Origin of the sequence: Mycobacterium heidelbergense (assembly GCF_010730745.1) — a bacterium.
GTDB classification, from domain to species: domain Bacteria; phylum Actinomycetota; class Actinomycetes; order Mycobacteriales; family Mycobacteriaceae; genus Mycobacterium; species Mycobacterium heidelbergense.
The window spans coordinates 887067-903120 of record NZ_AP022615.1; the positions used below are offsets into that span (position 1 = coordinate 887067).

At 69.1% G+C, this 16054-nt stretch carries 17 protein-coding genes; 8 read left to right on the forward strand and 9 right to left on the reverse strand.

Annotated elements, in window-relative coordinates; translation table 11 throughout:
- Positions 1-23: 23 nt before the first annotated feature.
- Together G6N25_RS04220 and whiB1 are read left to right on the forward strand one after the other, a co-directional pair.
- Complete coding sequence (locus tag G6N25_RS04220) at positions 24-998, forward strand: diacylglycerol/lipid kinase family protein (protein ID WP_083073149.1); 975 nt, start codon at positions 24-26, stop codon at positions 996-998.
- A 259-nt stretch (positions 999-1257) separates the two neighbouring features.
- The gene (whiB1, locus tag G6N25_RS04225; protein WP_083073150.1) at positions 1258-1512 is read left to right on the forward strand and encodes a transcriptional regulator WhiB1; all 255 of its coding nucleotides are present in this window, start codon (positions 1258-1260) and stop codon (positions 1510-1512) included.
- A 62-nt stretch (positions 1513-1574) separates the two neighbouring features.
- On the opposite strand, the gene G6N25_RS04230 is transcribed toward whiB1, so the two are convergent.
- Together G6N25_RS04230 and G6N25_RS04235 are read right to left on the reverse strand one after the other, a co-directional pair.
- Positions 1575-3074 carry a sensor histidine kinase gene (locus tag G6N25_RS04230; protein ID WP_083073151.1) on the reverse strand — a complete coding sequence of 500 codons (1500 nt, stop codon included), beginning with the start codon at positions 3072-3074 and terminating at the stop codon, positions 1575-1577.
- 41 nt (positions 3075-3115) lie between these two features.
- Entirely contained in the window at positions 3116-3331 is a 216-nt protein-coding gene (locus G6N25_RS04235; protein ID WP_083073262.1) for a biotin/lipoyl-binding carrier protein, read from the reverse strand.
- Between the two features lie 194 nt (positions 3332-3525).
- Here G6N25_RS04235 and G6N25_RS24405 point away from each other — a divergent pair, with 194 nt between their 5' ends.
- Complete coding sequence (locus tag G6N25_RS24405; RefSeq protein ID WP_003416889.1) at positions 3526-3600, forward strand: 50S ribosomal protein bL37; 75 nt, start codon at positions 3526-3528, stop codon at positions 3598-3600.
- An 11-nt stretch (positions 3601-3611) separates the two neighbouring features.
- Here the strand turns inward: G6N25_RS24405 and rsrA are convergent, their stop codons facing one another.
- Positions 3612-3917 carry a mycothiol system anti-sigma-R factor gene (gene rsrA, locus G6N25_RS04240; RefSeq protein WP_083073152.1) on the reverse strand — a complete coding sequence of 102 codons (306 nt, stop codon included), beginning with the start codon at positions 3915-3917 and terminating at the stop codon, positions 3612-3614.
- Positions 3914-4576 carry a sigma-70 family RNA polymerase sigma factor gene (locus G6N25_RS04245; protein ID WP_163672353.1) on the reverse strand — a complete coding sequence of 221 codons (663 nt, stop codon included), beginning with the start codon at positions 4574-4576 and terminating at the stop codon, positions 3914-3916. The genes rsrA and G6N25_RS04245 overlap by 4 nt, the downstream gene beginning before the upstream one ends.
- 304 nt (positions 4577-4880) lie before the next feature.
- On the opposite strand from G6N25_RS04245, the gene G6N25_RS04250 reads away from it, so the two are divergent.
- Positions 4881-5729, forward strand: coding sequence for an SDR family oxidoreductase (locus G6N25_RS04250; RefSeq protein ID WP_083073154.1), 849 nt, complete (start codon positions 4881-4883; stop codon positions 5727-5729).
- Positions 5730-5762: 33 nt separating this feature from the next.
- On the opposite strand, the gene G6N25_RS04255 is transcribed toward G6N25_RS04250, so the two are convergent.
- On the reverse strand, positions 5763-6335 hold the full coding sequence (locus G6N25_RS04255) for an HdeD family acid-resistance protein (protein WP_083073155.1): 573 nt from the start codon (positions 6333-6335) through the stop codon (positions 5763-5765).
- A gap of 218 nt (positions 6336-6553) precedes the next feature.
- On the opposite strand from G6N25_RS04255, the gene G6N25_RS04260 reads away from it, so the two are divergent.
- Entirely contained in the window at positions 6554-7975 is a 1422-nt protein-coding gene (locus tag G6N25_RS04260; protein WP_083073156.1) for a phytoene desaturase family protein, read from the forward strand.
- 155 nt (positions 7976-8130) lie between these two features.
- Entirely contained in the window at positions 8131-9510 is a 1380-nt protein-coding gene (locus G6N25_RS04265) for an HNH endonuclease signature motif containing protein (RefSeq protein WP_083073157.1), read from the forward strand.
- Between the two features lie 16 nt (positions 9511-9526).
- Here the strand turns inward: G6N25_RS04265 and G6N25_RS04270 are convergent, their stop codons facing one another.
- Positions 9527-10303: an SOS response-associated peptidase gene (locus G6N25_RS04270; RefSeq protein WP_083073158.1), complete on the reverse strand. Its 777-nt coding sequence runs from the start codon at positions 10301-10303 to the stop codon at positions 9527-9529.
- A gap of 77 nt (positions 10304-10380) precedes the next feature.
- Between G6N25_RS04270 and aroA the strand changes: the two genes are divergently transcribed.
- Together aroA and rsgA are read left to right on the forward strand one after the other, a co-directional pair.
- The gene (gene aroA / locus G6N25_RS04275; RefSeq protein ID WP_142272537.1) at positions 10381-11673 is read left to right on the forward strand and encodes a 3-phosphoshikimate 1-carboxyvinyltransferase; all 1293 of its coding nucleotides are present in this window, start codon (positions 10381-10383) and stop codon (positions 11671-11673) included.
- Complete coding sequence (rsgA, locus tag G6N25_RS04280) at positions 11670-12650, forward strand: ribosome small subunit-dependent GTPase A (protein WP_083073159.1); 981 nt, start codon at positions 11670-11672, stop codon at positions 12648-12650. The genes aroA and rsgA overlap by 4 nt, the downstream gene beginning before the upstream one ends.
- 150 nt (positions 12651-12800) lie before the next feature.
- On the opposite strand, the gene G6N25_RS04285 is transcribed toward rsgA, so the two are convergent.
- The 3 genes from G6N25_RS04285 to G6N25_RS04295 all read right to left on the reverse strand — a co-directional run bounded on the left by G6N25_RS04285 (position 12801) and on the right by G6N25_RS04295 (position 16051).
- A complete protein-coding gene (locus tag G6N25_RS04285; RefSeq protein WP_083073160.1) occupies positions 12801-13337 on the reverse strand; it encodes a hypothetical protein in 537 nt (178 codons plus the stop codon).
- Positions 13338-13533: 196 nt separating this feature from the next.
- Positions 13534-14823 carry a fatty acid desaturase family protein gene (locus G6N25_RS04290; RefSeq protein ID WP_083073264.1) on the reverse strand — a complete coding sequence of 430 codons (1290 nt, stop codon included), beginning with the start codon at positions 14821-14823 and terminating at the stop codon, positions 13534-13536.
- Between the two features lie 76 nt (positions 14824-14899).
- On the reverse strand, positions 14900-16051 hold the full coding sequence (locus G6N25_RS04295) for a ferredoxin reductase (RefSeq protein ID WP_083073161.1): 1152 nt from the start codon (positions 16049-16051) through the stop codon (positions 14900-14902).
- Positions 16052-16054 lie beyond the last annotated feature (3 nt).

Consider the following 16054-nt stretch of genomic DNA (forward strand, 5'->3'; position numbering starts at 1 on the left):
TCCCCCGCATAAGCTCGTGCGTCATGCGCGCCGTGCTGATCGTCAATCCGACCGCCACGTCCACCACTCCAGCCGGCCGCGACCTGTTGGCGCACGCTCTCAAGAGCCGCCTGGAGCTCACCGTCGAACACACCACCCACCGCGGTCACGGGCCCGAAATCGCGCAGCGGGCGGTCGAGGACGGCGTCGACCTGGTCGTCGTCCACGGCGGCGACGGCACGGTGAGCGGGGTGGTCAACGGCCTGCTCGGCCGCCCCGGCGCCAAGCCGTCGGGGCCGATTCCCGCGGTCGCGGTGGTGCCCGGCGGCTCGGCCAACGTGCTGGCCCGGTCGCTGGGCATCGCCCCCGACCCCGTCGCCGCCACCAACCAGCTCATCCAGCTGCTCGACGACCACCGCCGCCACCAAACCTGGCGGCGCATCAGCTTGATCGACTGCGGTGAGCGGTGGGCCGTCATCAACGCCGGGATGGGCGTCGACGCGGAGGTGGTCGCCGCGGTGGAGGCCCAGCGCGACAAGGGCGTCAAGGTCACGGCGCTGCGCTATTGGCGCGTGGCGATACCCGTCACGGTGGCCTTCAGCCGCCGCGAACCCACCCTGATGCTGGAGCTGCCCGACCGCGACCCCGTTCCGGGCGTGCACTTCGCCTGGGTGTCCAACACCACTCCATGGACGTACAGCAACAGCCGGCCGATGGTGACCAACCCCGGGTGCAGCTTCGAGTCGGGCCTCGGGGTGTTTGCCCTCACCGGCATGAGGGTGTTTCCCACGCTGCGGCTGCTTCGCCAGCTCTTCGCCGAGGGCCCGAAAGGCGATCACCGACAGCTCGTCCGCGACGACGACGCCCCTTGCCTGAGAGTGACCTCGACCGGGGGCCCGGTCGCCAGTCAGTTCGACGGGGATTACCTCGGCCTGCGCCAAACCATGACGTTCAGGGCGGTTCGCGACGCGCTGCCCGTGCTCGCCCCTCCGGTAAAAATCGCCTCCGAGCTGCGATGACGGGCCACCCGGGAAAATTCCCCGGGATAAGTGGGCGGGCAGTGTAGTACAACGGAGTAAGGGCTTAACTAAGAAATCAGTGAAGTGAGATAGCCCACGAGGTAACTAACGCTATTGACATCTGTTGAGCCTGTGAAACGATCGAAAGGTTGCATGCAGAAAGTTGTGTAGGGGTGCGGACCCTTTTGTTATGCACGCGTTAACAGCTGAGCAAAAAGGCCGTGCGTCTTGCTGCGCACTCAGTGAGGAGTAACAACGTATGGATTGGCGCCACAAGGCGGTCTGTCGCGACGAGGACCCGGAGCTGTTCTTCCCGGTAGGGAACAGCGGCCCGGCGCTCGCGCAGATCGCTGACGCGAAACTGGTCTGCAATCGGTGCCCGGTGACCACAGAGTGCCTCTCGTGGGCCCTGAATACCGGCCAGGACTCGGGCGTCTGGGGCGGCATGAGCGAAGACGAGCGGCGCGCACTCAAGCGTCGCAGCGCCCGGACGAAGGCCCGTAGCGGAGTCTGACCCAGTTGGCATACGGTGCGGCCCCGACGATCGTCGGGGCCGCACCGTTGCGTGGGCGGCGTCTATAGCAGCAGTCGGGTCCGCCGCCCGATCGGCACCCGTAACACCACGTCGGTGCCCCGGGCGGGCGCCTGGCGCATGCCCAGCGTGCCGTCGAGTTCCGCCGACACCAGGGTCCGCACGATCTGCAGGCCGAGGCTGTCGGACTTCTCCAGGCTGAATCCCTCGGGCAGCCCCCGGCCGTCGTCGTGCACGACGACGTCGAGCCAGCGCGCCGAGCGCTCCGCGCGAATCGTCACCGACCCTTCCTCGGCCGCCGGATCGAACGCGTGCTCGATCGCGTTCTGGACGAGTTCGGTGATCACCATGATCAGGGCCGTCGCGCGGTCGGAGTCCAGCACGCCGAGGTCGCCGACCCGGTTGATCCGGATCGGCCGGTCCACCGACGCCACGTCGTTCATGATCGGCAGGATCCGGTCGATGACCTCGTCGAGGTTCACCTGCTCGTCCACCGACATCGACAGCGCGTCGTGAACCAGGGCGATCGAGGACACCCGGCGCACCGACTCGATCAGCGCCTCCCGTCCCTCGGCGTTGGCCGTGCGGCGGGCCTGCAGGCGCAGCAGCGCCGCCACGGTCTGCAGGTTGTTCTTCACCCGGTGGTGGATCTCGCGGATGGTGGCGTCCTTGGAGATCAGCGCGCGGTCGCGGCGCTTGACCTCCGTGATGTCGCGGATCAGCACCGCGGCACCCGCGCTCGAGCCTTGCACCACCAGCGGCAGCGTCCGCAGCAGCACCGTTGCGCCGCCGGCGTCGAACTCCATCCGCATGCTCTTGCCGCCGGCCAGCAGGTCGCGCACGTGCTCCGCCACCTCCTGCGCCTCGAAGGAGTCGGAGATCAGTGGCCGCGTCACCTCCACGAGGTTGTGGCCCTCCAAGTCCGATGCCAGGCCCATCCGGTGGTAGGCCGACAGCGCGTTGGGGCTGGCGTAGGCGACGACGCCGTCGACATCGAGGCGGATGAAGCCGTCGCCCGCCCGCGGGGTGGAGCGCGACATGACCACGTCCCCCACGTCGGGAAAGGTGCCCTCGGCCAGCATGTGCACAAGGTCCGTGGCGCAGTCCCGGTAGGCGGTCTCCAGCTGGCCGGCCGCGCGGCCGGCGGCCTCCGCGGTCTGGTGCCGGGTCAGCACGGCCACCACGTGCTCGCCATACCGCACCGGGGAGGCCTCGACGTGCGGGCCGGGCAGTTGCCACGAATGCCCTTGACCTGCATCACCTTTCGGTATGACACCGAGTTCGAAGGCCTCGGCGACGAGCGGCAGCCGGTCGGCGACGACGACGCTGCCCACCGCGTCGGTCAGCAGGACCGTCGGCGCGGTATTCGGGCGGCACTGCGCCACACAGACCAGCACGCCGTCGTCGCGGCGAACCCACATCAGGTAGTCGGCGAACGACAGGTCCGCCAGCAGCTGCCATTCCCCCACCACCGCGTGCAGGTGGTCCACCGCGTTGCCGGGCAGCATCGTGTGTTCGGCGAGCAGGTCACCGAGGGTGGACATCCATTACTCCCGCGTCGTTCCCGGGCGCCAAATTTTGGGGGCTAGCTGATCACGGCGATGAGGTCGCCCGCCTGGATGACGTCGCCCACCGCCACGCTCACCTTGCTGACGGTGCCGTCGACCTCGGCAAGGACGGGGATCTCCATCTTCATCGACTCCAGCAGCACCACGACGTCACCCTTGCCGATGTGGTCGCCCTCGTTGACCACGACTTCGAGCACACTGGCCACGATCTCGGCGCGAACATCCTCGGCCATCCTCACCCCACTCATTTCGGCCATATGCGCATGCTGGCTGCTGGTCGGTCAGCTCTGTATATGGAACCACAGGACGGGTCGGGGCCGCGGCACGCGGGCCGTTACAAGGCGAGCGGCCCGCCGTGAGACACTGGGCGACAGGCTAACGGGCGCCCGGCGCCCTGTTTGACGAGCGATCACCGGAGGTTAAAGAGATGGCCAAGCGTGGCCGGAAGAAGCGCGACCGCAAGTACAGCAAGGCCAACCACGGCAAGCGGCCCAATTCCTGACCCGGCGACGGCTATTGCAGGCGCCGGATGATGGTGGTCTGCTGAATCTCCAGCCGGAGGCGCTCTCGTAGGCCCTCGGGGGCCTTCTCACCCTTGCACTTGGTGGCGATCAACGCCTTGATCCGCTCCTCGAGCCCGTAGTGCTTGAAGCAGCCGGGGCAGGCCTCGAGGTGGCGGCGCAGCTGCTCACGAGCTTCGGGTGTGCACTCGCCGTCGAGCAGGGTCCATACCTCGGCGATCACCTGGGCGCAGCCAAGGCCGCCGTGGGAATCGCTGTCGCCGGCGCGCGGGTCGGCCGGGCCGGCGAACTCGCTCATGACGACACCTCCTCGTGCGCCTGTTGACCGCGGGTGAAGCCCCGCTCCTTCGCGACGTCGGCCAAAAGACCGCGTAGCTGGCGCCTGCCGCGGTGCAGCCGAGACATTACCGTCCCGATCGGCGTGTCCATGATCTCGGCGATCTCCTTGTAGGGGAAACCTTCGACATCGGCGTAGTAGACCGCCATCCGGAACTCTTCCGGCAACGCCTGCAGGGCTTCTTTGATCTCGGTGTCGGGCAGCGCCTCCAGGGCCTCGACCTCCGCCGAACGCAGCCCGGTCGAGGAATGCTCGGCGTTGGACGCCAGCTGCCAGTCGGTGATCTCCTCGGTCGGATACTCCGCCGGTTGGCGCTGCTTCTTGCGGTAGCTGTTGATGTAGGTGTTGGTCAGGATCCGGTACAGCCACGCCTTGAGGTTGGTGCCCGCCTTGAACGAGCGGAACCCCGCGTAGGCCTTCACCATCGTTTCCTGGAGCAGGTCCTCGGCGTCCGCGGGATTGCGCGTCATGCGCAGCGCACCGCCGTAGAGCTGGTCCAGCAGGGGAATCGCGTCGCGCTCGAAGCGCGCCGTGAGTTCCTCGTCCGTCTCCTCGGGTGGCACGGGCTCGGTAACCTCTGACCCCACCACGCCGTCTCGGCCCTCTCCAGAGTCGGCCATTTCGATTAACACGGTCCCTTCTGCCGCGGTGTCACCGGACAGCATCGGAAGCGCCGCCGGACTCGCCAGCAAGCGAGCCAACCGCTCGGCGCCTATCGGACTGTCCAACAGGCTCGCCGCCGTCGACACCAGACTGCTCCTCCCAATCTAAAGGCTGCCCCCGACAGTGTCTGCCGGGTCCGCCGCACGTGCATCAGAAACCGACTCCTGTAACAGCGTCGGCCGGCGCGCTATTTCCCGAGAGCCGATCGGGCCGCGCGGTCCCCCGACCAGGCGAATTCCGGCGTGGCGTTAGTGTGGCGCCATGTCCCTGAACGGCAAGACCATGTTCATCTCCGGCGCCAGCCGCGGCATCGGCCTGGCGATCGCCAAACGCGCCGCGCAGGACGGCGCCAACGTCGCCCTGATCGCCAAGACCGCCGACCCGCACCCGAAGCTGCCGGGGACGGTGTTCACCGCCGCCAAGGAGCTCGAGGACGCGGGCGGGCAGGCGCTGCCGATCGTCGGGGACGTCCGCGACCCGGATTCGGTCGAGGCCGCGGTGGCCCAGGCCGTCGAGCAGTTCGGCGGCATCGACATCTGCGTCAACAACGCGTCGGCGATCAACCTGGGGTCGGTCACCGAGGTGTCGATGAAGCGGTTCGACCTGATGAACGGCATCCAGGTGCGCGGCACGTATGCGGTGTCGCGGGCGTGCATCCCGCATCTGAAGAGCCGGGAGAACCCGCACATCCTGACGCTGTCCCCGCCGGTGCTGCTCGGCAAGGAGTGGCTGAAGCCGACGGCGTACATGATGGCCAAGTTCGGCATGACGCTGTGCGCGCTGGGGATCGCCGAGGAGATGCGGGAGGCGGGCATCGCGTCCAACACGCTGTGGCCGCGCACGCTGGTGGCCACCGCCGCGGTGCAGAACCTGCTCGGCGGCGACGAGGCGATGAGCCGGGCGCGCAAGCCCGAGGTGTACGCCGACGCCGCCTACGTCATCCTCAACAAGCCCGCCCGCGAGTACACCGGCAATACGCTGCTGTGCGAGGACGTGCTGGTGGAATCCGGCGTCACCGACCTGTCGGTGTACGACTGCATTCCGGGCTCGCAGCTGGGCGTCGACTTCTGGGTGGACGGCGTCAACCCGCCGGGGTACTCGGGTCCCTGACGGGGCTCCCGTCAGGGTTTCGTCAGGCTCCCGTCAGGCTTTCGCGCGGCCGCGGACCTGGAACGCCGTGATGACGTCGATGATGCCGATGACGATCAGCCACCAGCCGGCGACCAGGGCCAGGATCGCGATCGAATCGAGCGGCGACACGATCAACACGACGCCGCCGATCACGATGATCACGCCGGACAGCGCCTGCCAACCGCGTGCGGGCAGGTGATCGAAGGACAGCGCCGCGGCGAGCAGGGTGATGCCGCGGAAAAGCCAGCCGATGCCGATCCAGAGCGCCAAAAGCATGATCGACTCGAGTTCGTTGCGGAAGCAGAAGAGCCCCAACACCACCGACACGGCGCCGCCGACGAACGTCAGCACGCGCATCGCGGCGCCGGCGTGTGTTCCGAATGCGGCAAATACATAACCAATTCCGGACACTACCAGGTAGATGCCGAACACGACACCGGCTACCACCAGCGTCTTGCCTGGCCAGGCCAGCACGATGACGCCGAGCGCCACCGCCAGGACACCGGTGAGCAGCAGCAACTGCCACGCGCTGCGAGCAAGCTGGCGCAGCGGACCTTCAAAAACGGTCTGATCGCTATTTGTCATTTGAACATCATTAGCCAAAATCGACATCAATAAAATGTCCGCGGTGACACAATTCGGCATCTGTGCGCAGGTATCGCGAACCGCGTTTCGGCAAGGCGGCCCGTTGCCGCTGCCCGTCTACTTCGTTGACCGGGTTCACCGCCGGCGGCCGTTCACCTGCACAATGAAGGCTTGATCGTGGAGTTGGAGGCCGTCAGCGCGGAGCGCGGAGCGTCGGCATGAGCACCGCGGTGGTGGTGGGCGGCGGACCCAACGGGCTCGCCGCCGCCGTCTGCCTGGCCGCCGAAGGGGTGCGGGTCACCGTGCTCGAGGCCGCCGACGAGGTCGGCGGCGGCACCCGCAGCGGCGACGCGATCGTCCCCGGCCTGCTGCACGACCATTGCTCGGCGATTCACCCGATGGCCGTCGGCTCGCGGTTCCTGACCCGCTTCGACCTGCAGCGGTACGGCCTGTCATGGCGCTGGCCGGAGATCGATTGCGTGCATCCCCTCGACGGCGGCGGCGCCGGCGTGCTGCACCGCTCGGTGGAACGGACCGCGGCCGGTCTCGGTCGCGACGGACCGCGGTGGCGGCTCGCGTTCGGCTACGCCGCCGACCGGTTCGACGCCCTGAGCGAGGACATCATGCGGCCCCTGCTGCGGTTCCCGCATCACCCGGTGATGCTGGCCCGGTTCGGTGTGCCCACCGTGCTTCCCGGGTCGACGTTCGCGCGGCTGTTCGGCACCGAGGAAGGCCGCGCGTTGTTCGGAGGCGTTGCGGCCCATGCCTTTCGGCCGCTGCACTACCCGATGACCTCGGCCATCGGGATGGGCATCATCGCGGCCGGCCATCGGCACGGCTGGGCGGTGGCCGAGGGTGGATCGCGGTCGATCACCAACGCGATGGCGGCGCTGCTCGGCGAGCTGGGCGGCAAGATCGAGACCGGCGTCCGGGTCGAGGCGGCGTCGCAGCTGCCACCCGCCGACGTCACAATGTTCGATCTGGCGCCCGAAGCGATCGCGGGGATTGTGGGAGATCTCCTGCCGCGCAGGGTTTCTCGCGCCTTCGCCAGGTTCCGGCGTGGCCCGGGCGCGTTCAAGGTCGATTTCGCCGTCGAGGGCGGCGTGCCCTGGACGAACCCGGATGCCCGTCGGGCCGGCACGGTGCACCTGGCCGGGACCTACGCCGAGCTTGCCGCGACCGAGCGGGACGTCCACGCCGGACGCATGCCGGAGCAGCCGTTCGTGCTCGTCGGCCAGCAGTACCTGGCGGATCCGCAACGCTCGGTGGGCAATACGCACCCGGTGTGGAGCTACGCGCACGTCCCCAACGGCTACACCGGCGACGCGACCGAGGCGGTCATCGCCCAGATCGAGCGGTTCGCCCCGGGTTTCCGGGAGCGCGTCGTCGGCTACACGGTTCGTTCGACGACACAGATGGCCACCTACAATCCCAACTACGTCGGCGGCGACATCATGACCGGCGCCAAGGACATTCGGCAGCTGACGTTCGGGCCGCGAATCACGTTGTTGCCCTATAGCATTGGGGTACCGGGCATGTACATTTGCTCGGCGGCCACCCCGCCGGGGCCCGGCGCGCATGGCATGTGCGGCGCCAACGCCGCCCGGCTCGCGCTCGCCTACCTGGCCCGGCGGGCGTAGCGCGGCCGCGGGAACTCTTCGGTGTAGGTTGCGATCGGTCCGGGCGTTCTTGACCGGGGCCACCAGTGAGTCGGTTTCGAAATAACTTGTGTCACTTTGGTTTCAGTGGTCACTGGGCCGGGTTTTTTGTCGGTGGGCTTCGATAGTTTCTGGTCATGGCTGGCAGCGTGGTGGATCGGGAGGTGATCACGGCTGCCTTTGACGCCCTGGATGCCGCGGTTGACGGGGTCTTGGGGTTGGATTGTGAGGCGTTGAGTACCCGGGAGCGGTTGGTGTTGTTGGAGCGCTGCGAGACGGTGCGCCGCCGCGTGCCGGCGATCGAGCATCCGCTGATCAATCAGCTGGCCCGCCAGGCCACCCCCGAAGAGCTGGGCGGCACGCTCTCGCATGCGATCGCCGAGTGGGCGTTGATCACCCGTGGCGAAGCGGGCCGGCGCATTCACGAAGCCGCCGATCTCGGACCCCGCCGCGCCCTGACCGGGGAACCGTTGGCGCCGGTGCTCGCCGAAACCGCCGCGGCCCAACGCGACGGGAAACTGGGGGGCGCGCAGGTGGCGGCGATCCGCCGGTTCTACCACCAACTACCCGGCTGGATCGACCAAGCCACCCGCGAACGCGCCGAAAAACACCTGGCCCGGCTGGGCACCCAGCATCGACCCGAACAACTCGGCGCGCTGGCCGACACCCTCGCCGACTGTCTGAACCCCGACGGCCTCTACAGCGACGACGATCGCGCGCGCCGGCGCGGCATCACGTTGGGTAAACAAGAAGCCGACGGCATGTCCGCCCTGCGCGGCTGGCTCACCCCCGAAGCCCGCGCCACCCTAGAAGCCGTGTGGGCCAAACTAGCCGCCCCCGGCATGTGCAACCCTGACGATCAGGCCCCCACCGTGGACGGCGCGCCCAGCCAAGAGGTGATCGATAAAGACTCCCGCTCCCCGGCGCAGCGCCAACACGATGGTCTCAATGCCGCGCTGCGCGCCCTGCTCGCCTCCGGAAAACTCGGCCAACACAATGGGCTGCCGGCGTCGATCATCGTGACCACCACGCTGGCCGAGCTCGAGGCCGCCGCCGGGCGGGGCCTGACCGGCGGGGGCAGCATCCTGCCCATGTCGGATGTGATCCGCCTGTCCCGCCACGCCCGCCACTACCTGGCCATCTTCGACAAGGGCAAAACCCTAGCCCTGTACTACACGAAAAGGCTGGCGTCGCCCGCGCAGCGGATCGTCTTGTACGCCAAAGACCTTGGCTGCACCGCACCCGGCTGCACCGTGCCCGGGTACTGGTGCGAAGTCCATCACGTCGAGCCCTACACCACCTGCGGCGACACCGACGTCAACAACCTGGCCTTCGGGTGTCCCACCCAACACCACATCGTGCAACCCGGCGGCTGGAGCACCCGCAAAAACACCCACGGCGACACCGAATGGATCCCCCCAGCCCACCTCGACCACGGCCAACCCAGAACCAACACCTACTGGCACCCCGAAAAACTCCTCCACCACAACGAACACGACCAAGACGACGACCCGTAGCGCGCGTCGTGCCCCGTCACAGCAGCGTGGCCTGCTCGGGCTGCGGTTCGGCCGGTTCGATCAGCTGCGGCCCGTTGTTGCGCACGCTGTTGACCAGCGTCGACACCTCGCGCATGCAAATGCCGCGCACGTCGGGCGGCCGGGCCAGCAGCTCCTCATCGACCGGTGCGTCCGGGTCCAACCAGCGGTCCCAGTCGCGTTCGGGCACCACCAGCGGCATCCGGTCGTGGATCTCGGCGAGCTCGCCCACGGCGTCGGTGGTGATGATCGTGCAGCTCAGGAGCGGCGGACCGTCCTCGGCCGGCTGCCCCTCTGGCCTCCACACCGACCACAAACCGGCCACCAACAGCGGCTCACCGTCGTCGCTGTACATGAAGAACGGCGTCTTGCGTGACTTCGTGGCGCCCCCGTCCGAATTGACGCGCCATTCGTAGTAGCCATCCATCGGCACCAGGCAACGCTTGTGTTTGGCGCTCGACCGGAAGGCTGGCGAGCTGGTGACCTTGTCCGCGCGGGCGTTGATCAGCAGCGGGCCCTTGGTGTCCGGCCCGCCGTTGGGACAGGCCTTGGCCCACGGCGGAACCAATCCCCAGCGCATGAGCCGCACCCGTCGCGCAGGCTCGTCGTCGGGCTCGCTGTGCCGGGCCACCACGGCCGCGATCGTGTCGGTGGGGGCCACGTTGTAGTTGGGCGCCCCGGCACCGGATGCGGCGGCCGCCGTCGCCTCATTGATCGCGTCGATCTTTTCGGCCAGCTGCGCCGGGTCCGTCTTGACCACAAACCGTCCGCACACAACTCCCATAGTGCCCCGCACGGATTCCCTGGGGCGCCCGGTACTCATGAGACCCGCCGACACGGCAGGATGAAGGCGTGAGCAGCACCGAGTCGTGGACGGCGCCACGCGCGACGGCGCCGGTGCGCGCGACCGTGACCGTTCCGGGCTCGAAGTCGCAGACCAACCGGGCGCTGGTGCTGGCCGCGCTGGCCGCCGCGCAGGGCCACGGCGCCTCCACCATCAGCGGCGCGCTGCGCAGCCGGGACACCGACCTGATGATCGGGGCGCTGCGAACCCTAGGCCTGCGCGTCGACGGGGCCGGACCCGAACTGACGGTGGGCGGCCGGATCGCCCCGGGGCCCGACGCCCGGGTGGATTGCGGCCTGGCCGGCACGGTCCTGCGTTTCGTCCCGCCGCTGGCGGCCCTCGCCGATTCGACGGTGGAATTCGACGGCGACGAGCAGGCCCGCGCCCGCCCCATCGCGCCGCTGCTGGACGCGCTGCGGGGCCTGGGGGTCGGGATCGACGGCGCCGGTCTTCCCTTCCGGGTCCGCGGCGGCGGATCGGTCGCCGGCGGCGCCGTGGCCATCGACGCCTCGGGGTCCTCGCAGTTCGTGTCCGGCCTGCTGTTGTCGGCACCGTCGTTCACCGAAGGCCTGACCGTCCAACACAGCGGCCCGGCGCTGCCGTCGGCCCCACACATCGCGATGACGATCGCGATGCTGCGTCAGGCCGGCGTCGGCGTCGACGACTCCGTTCCGAACCGCTGGCACGTGCACCCCGGCCCCGTTTCGGCCCGGCACTGGGAGATCGAACCCGATCTCACCAACGCCGTCCCGTTCCTGGCCGCGGCCGTGGTCAGCGGTGGAACCGTGCGCATCGCCGGCTGGCCGGCGGGCAGCGTGCAACCCGCCGAGAATATCCTCGATGTCCTGGGTAAATTGAATGCCGTTGTTAACCAAGCCGATTCGTTCCTCGAGGTGCGGGGGTCGGCCGACTACGCCGGCTTTGACGTCGACCTGCGCGCCGTCGGCGAGCTGACCCCGTCGGTGGCGGCGCTCGCCGCGCTGGCGACCCCGGGATCGGTGTCACGCCTCTCCGGCATCGCCCATCTGCGGGGTCACGAGACGGATCGCCTGGCCGCGCTGAGCACCGAGATCAACCGCTTGGGCGGCAATTGCGCCGAGACGCCCGACGGCCTGGTGATCACCGCGACGCCGCTGCGGGCGGGCACCTGGCGCGCGTACGCCGACCATCGAATGGCCATGGCGGGCGCGATCATCGGGCTGCGGGTCGCCGGCGTCGAGGTGGACGACATCGGCGCCACCGCCAAGACGCTGCCGGAGTTTCCGCGGCTGTGGGCCCGCATGCTGGAGTCCAACGTTTGAGGCCCGGCGACTACGACGAGTCCGACGTCAAGGTCCGCTCCGGCAGGGGTTCGCGACCGCGAACCAAGACCCGTCCGGAGCACGCCGACGCCGAGGCCGCCATGGTGGTCAGCGTGGACCGCGGCCGCTGGGGGTGCGTGCTGGGCGGCCGCCCCGATCGCCGGGTCACGGCGATGCGGGCCCGCGAACTGGGCCGCACCCCGATCGTCGTCGGCGACGACGTCGACCTGGTCGGCGACCTGTCCGGCCGGCCGGACACGCTGGCCCGCATCGTGCGCCGGAGCCCGCGGCGAACGGTGTTGCGGCGCACCGCCGATGACACCGACCCCACCGAGCGAGTGGTGGTCGCCAATGCTGACCAGCTGCTGATCGTGGTGGCTCTCGCCGACCCGCCGCCGCGCACCGGGCTGGTGGACCGGGCGCTGATCGCCGCCTACGCCGGCGGCCTGGCCCCGATCCTGTGCCTGACCAAAACCGACCTCGCCCCGCCCGAGCCGTTCGCCGAGCAATTCGCCGACCTGGACCTGACGGTGGTCGCCGCCGGCGTCGACGACCCGCTGCTCGCGGTCGCGGACCTGATCGCCGGCAAGATCACCGTGCTGCTGGGCCATTCGGGGGTCGGCAAGTCGACGTTGGTGAATCGCCTTGTGCCCGAGGCGGATCGGGCCGTGGGCGAGGTGACGGAGATCGGGAGGGGACGGCACACCTCGACGCAGTCGGTGGCACTGCCGCTCGAGGGTTCGGGCTGGGTGATCGACACCCCGGGAATCCGCTCGTTCGGGTTGGCCCACATCGAGCCCGACGACGTGTTGATGGCGTTCTCGGACCTGGCCGAGGCGATCGCCGACTGCCCGCGCGGCTGCGGGCACATGGGGCCGCCGGCCGACCCCGAATGCGCGCTGGACACACTCTCCGGACCCGCCGTCCGCCGCGTCGCCGCGGCCCGGCGGCTGCTCGCGGCCCTCAACCAGCCCTGACGCCCTGCCGAGCGTGCGTGTCTGCACAGCGACACGCCGCTCAACCCGTACAACTGCGCACGCTCGCGGCGGGCCGGTGCTGGGCGGCCGGTGCTGGCGGGCCGGTGCTGGGGCGGCTGGGGCTGGGCCGGCCGGCCGGCCGGGGCAGAGTTAGAGCCAGCCGGTGCGGGCGGCGGCGACCGGCTCGGCGGGGGCCGGGGCCAAATCCCCGTCCCGCACGCCGTCGAGCATCCGCTTCACCGCCGCCACAATCTCCGGGGCCGCCGCGGCGAGTCCCGTCTTGTCGGCCTCGCTGACCTCGTCGGCGTCGACGCCCGCCCGCGCCAACACGGCCGCCGGGTCGGCCAGCTGATCGGCCAACCAGGACAGCGGGTCGGCAGACAGCTCGGGGACGAAGTGCCGGCGTCCGGGTTCCCAACCGTCGAAACGGGGGTGGTGATGGGCCCGGTCCAGTGTTCCGGGCGGGCTCTCGGTGGACCCGAAAAGGTCCACCCGCCACACCGGCCGGGTGAAGGCGATCGGGACGCCGGCGTAGATCGACCCCTGGGGCTCGGCCCGGTCCACGAGGCGAAGTTCCAGCCTGACCCCCCGTTCCGGGGTTTCCTGGCCTTTGAGCGGAGTCGGGTCGACGAAGTACATGTCCCCGACCACTACACCCAGGGATTCGAATCCGAACGCTGCGAACATCGCGTGCCTTTCCCTATGCCTCCCCGAGCGTAGCCCCGGGCGACTCGGCGTTCCCGACGAACGCGACGCGCCGAGCGTGCGTGTTTGTACACGACACGCCGCGCGCGGACGTACAACTGCGCACGCTCGCGCCAAAGGGTGGGGGCACCAAAGGGTGTGGGGGCACCAAAGGGTGGGGGTGGCAGAAGGTAGGGCGCTAGGCGGCCAGGTCGTCGCGGCGGCCCTGTCCCGCTTGGCGCTTGGCGCGCTTGGCGCGCCGCCAGCCCCGCACCGTCGCGATGGCCGTCTTCAGCCCGCGCCGCCGCCCGGTCGCCGGGTCGGTACCCGCGAAATCGGGCCCCAGGTTGGCGAACATCCGCTCGCTGCGCGTCTCCGGGGCGTCGTCGGCGTCGTCGAGCAGATACTTGTTGGGCAGCGACAGCTTGGCCAGCGTGCGCCAGGTCTTGGCGTACTGCAGCAGGAACGAGCCGGTGGTGTAGGGCAAGTCGTACTTGTCGCAGACCTCGCGCACCCGCACCGAGATCTCGTGCAGCCGGTTGCTCGGCAGATCGGGATACAGGTGGTGCTCGATCTGATGACACAGATTGCCGCTCATGAACCGCAGCACCGGGCCGGCCTCGAAGTTGGCGCTGCCCAGCATCTGACGCAGGTACCACTGGCCCTTGGTCTCGCCGATCATGTCGGTCTTGGTGAATTTCTCCGCGCCATCGGGGAAATGCCCGCAGAAGATGACCGCGTTGGCCCACACGTTGCGGATCACGTTGGCCACAGCGTTGGCCGTCAGCGTCGACCGGTACGTCGCGCCGGGCGACAGCGAGGTCAGCGCCGGGAACGCGACATAGTCCTTGAGCACCTGGCGGCCGGCCTTGGCCAGGAACTCGTCCGTCCTTTGCCGGGCTTCGTCGTGGCCCAACCGCTTCTTGACGATCTTGCCGAGCTCGACGTGCTGCAGGCCGACGCCCCATTCAAAGAGAAGCGCGAGCAAGGTGTTGTACAGCAGGTTGAAAATGTTGAAGCGCTTCCAGCGCTGGTCGCGGGTGACGCGCAGCAACCCGTAGCCGACGTCGTCGTCCATCCCGAGGATGTTGGTGTACTTGTGGTGCACGAAGTTGTGGGTGTAGCGCCAGTGCTTGGACGACCCGCTCATGTCCCACTCCCACGTCGAGGAGTGAATCTCCGGGTCGTTCATCCAGTCCCACTGGCCGTGCATGACGTTGTGGCCGATCTCCATGTTCTCGACGATCTTGGCCACACCGAGCGTCACGGTCCCCGCCCACCATGCCGAACGCCGTGAGCTGGCCGCCAGCAGCAGCCGGCCGGCCACCTCGAGCGCGCGCTGCGCCGCGATGGTGCGGCGAATGTAGCGGGCGTCCCGCTCGCCGCGCGAGTCTTCAATGTCCTGGCGGATGGCGTCCAGCTCAACGGCCAGGCTTTCGATGTCGGCGTCCGTCAGATGGGCGAATGCGTCGACGTCCGTGATCGCCATCGTCATCTCCCTGCGGTCGTTGTGACTACCTACGCTATCGTAACCTACGAATCCGTAAGTTACCTGTGAGTAGCCTTTAGATGTCGAGCGCGCAATCGCCCGAGGCGGCCGACACGCAGGTCTGCACCCGCGTCCCGGGGTCGTGTTCGGCGCCGGTCCGCAGATCGCGGACGTGACCCTCCACCAGGGGCACCACACACGACTGGCAGATACCCATCCGGCAGCCGAAGGGCATCTGCACGCCGGCGCTCTCACCGGCGTCCATCAGCGACGTCGCGGCGTCCGCGGTCACGGCCCGCCCGCTTCGGACGAACGTGACCGTTCCGCCGGCCCCGGCGGGCGCGGCCTTGGACACCGCGAACCGCTCCAGGTGCAGCCGGTCGCCGACGCCCGCCGCCGACCACACCTTCTCGGCCTGGGAGAGCATGCCCTCCGGGCCGCACGCCCAGGTCTGGCGCTCGCGCCAGTCGGGCACCTGCTCGTCGAGCGACGCGAGGTCCAGCCGACCCTGCGTGCGGGTCTCGCGCAGCCGCAGGCGATAGCCCGGCTGGTCGGCCGCCAGCGCGGCCAGCTCGGCGCGAAACATCACGTCCGATTCGGTGGGCGCCGAATGCAGGTGCATGACATCGCCAATCTGGTTGCGGCGCAGCAGTGTTCGCAGCATCGACATCACCGGGGTGATCCCGGATCCGGCGGTGAGGAACAGGATCGACGGCGGCGCCGGGTCGGGCAGCACGAAGTTGCCCCGGGGGGCGGCCAGCCGGACGACGGTTCCTGGCGCCACCCCGGCCACCAGGTGGGTGGAGAGGAACCCTTCGGGCATCGCCTTCACGGTGATGGTCACCGTGCGCGGCGACAACCCGGACGCCGCGGTGGCCGGGCTGGACGTCAGCGAATACGAACGCCAGCGCCAGCGCCCGTCGACCAGCAGCCCGATCCCGATGTACTGGCCCGGCTGGTAGTCGAAGCTGAATCCCCAGCCGGGTTTGATCACCAGGGTCGCGGAATCTTCCGTCTCCCGGCGGACCTCGAGGATGCGGCCCCGCAACTCCCGCGCCGACCACAGCGGATTGGCCAGGTGGAGATAGTCGTCGGGCAACAGCGGCGTCGTGATGCGCGACGCGAGCTTGCGCAGCGCGTGCCAGCCGGGATGCCTTTCGGCGCCGGCGACGACGGGCCGCTTGGTCGCGACGACATTGGCGGTGATGTGTGCGTACTGCTTGCTCATAGG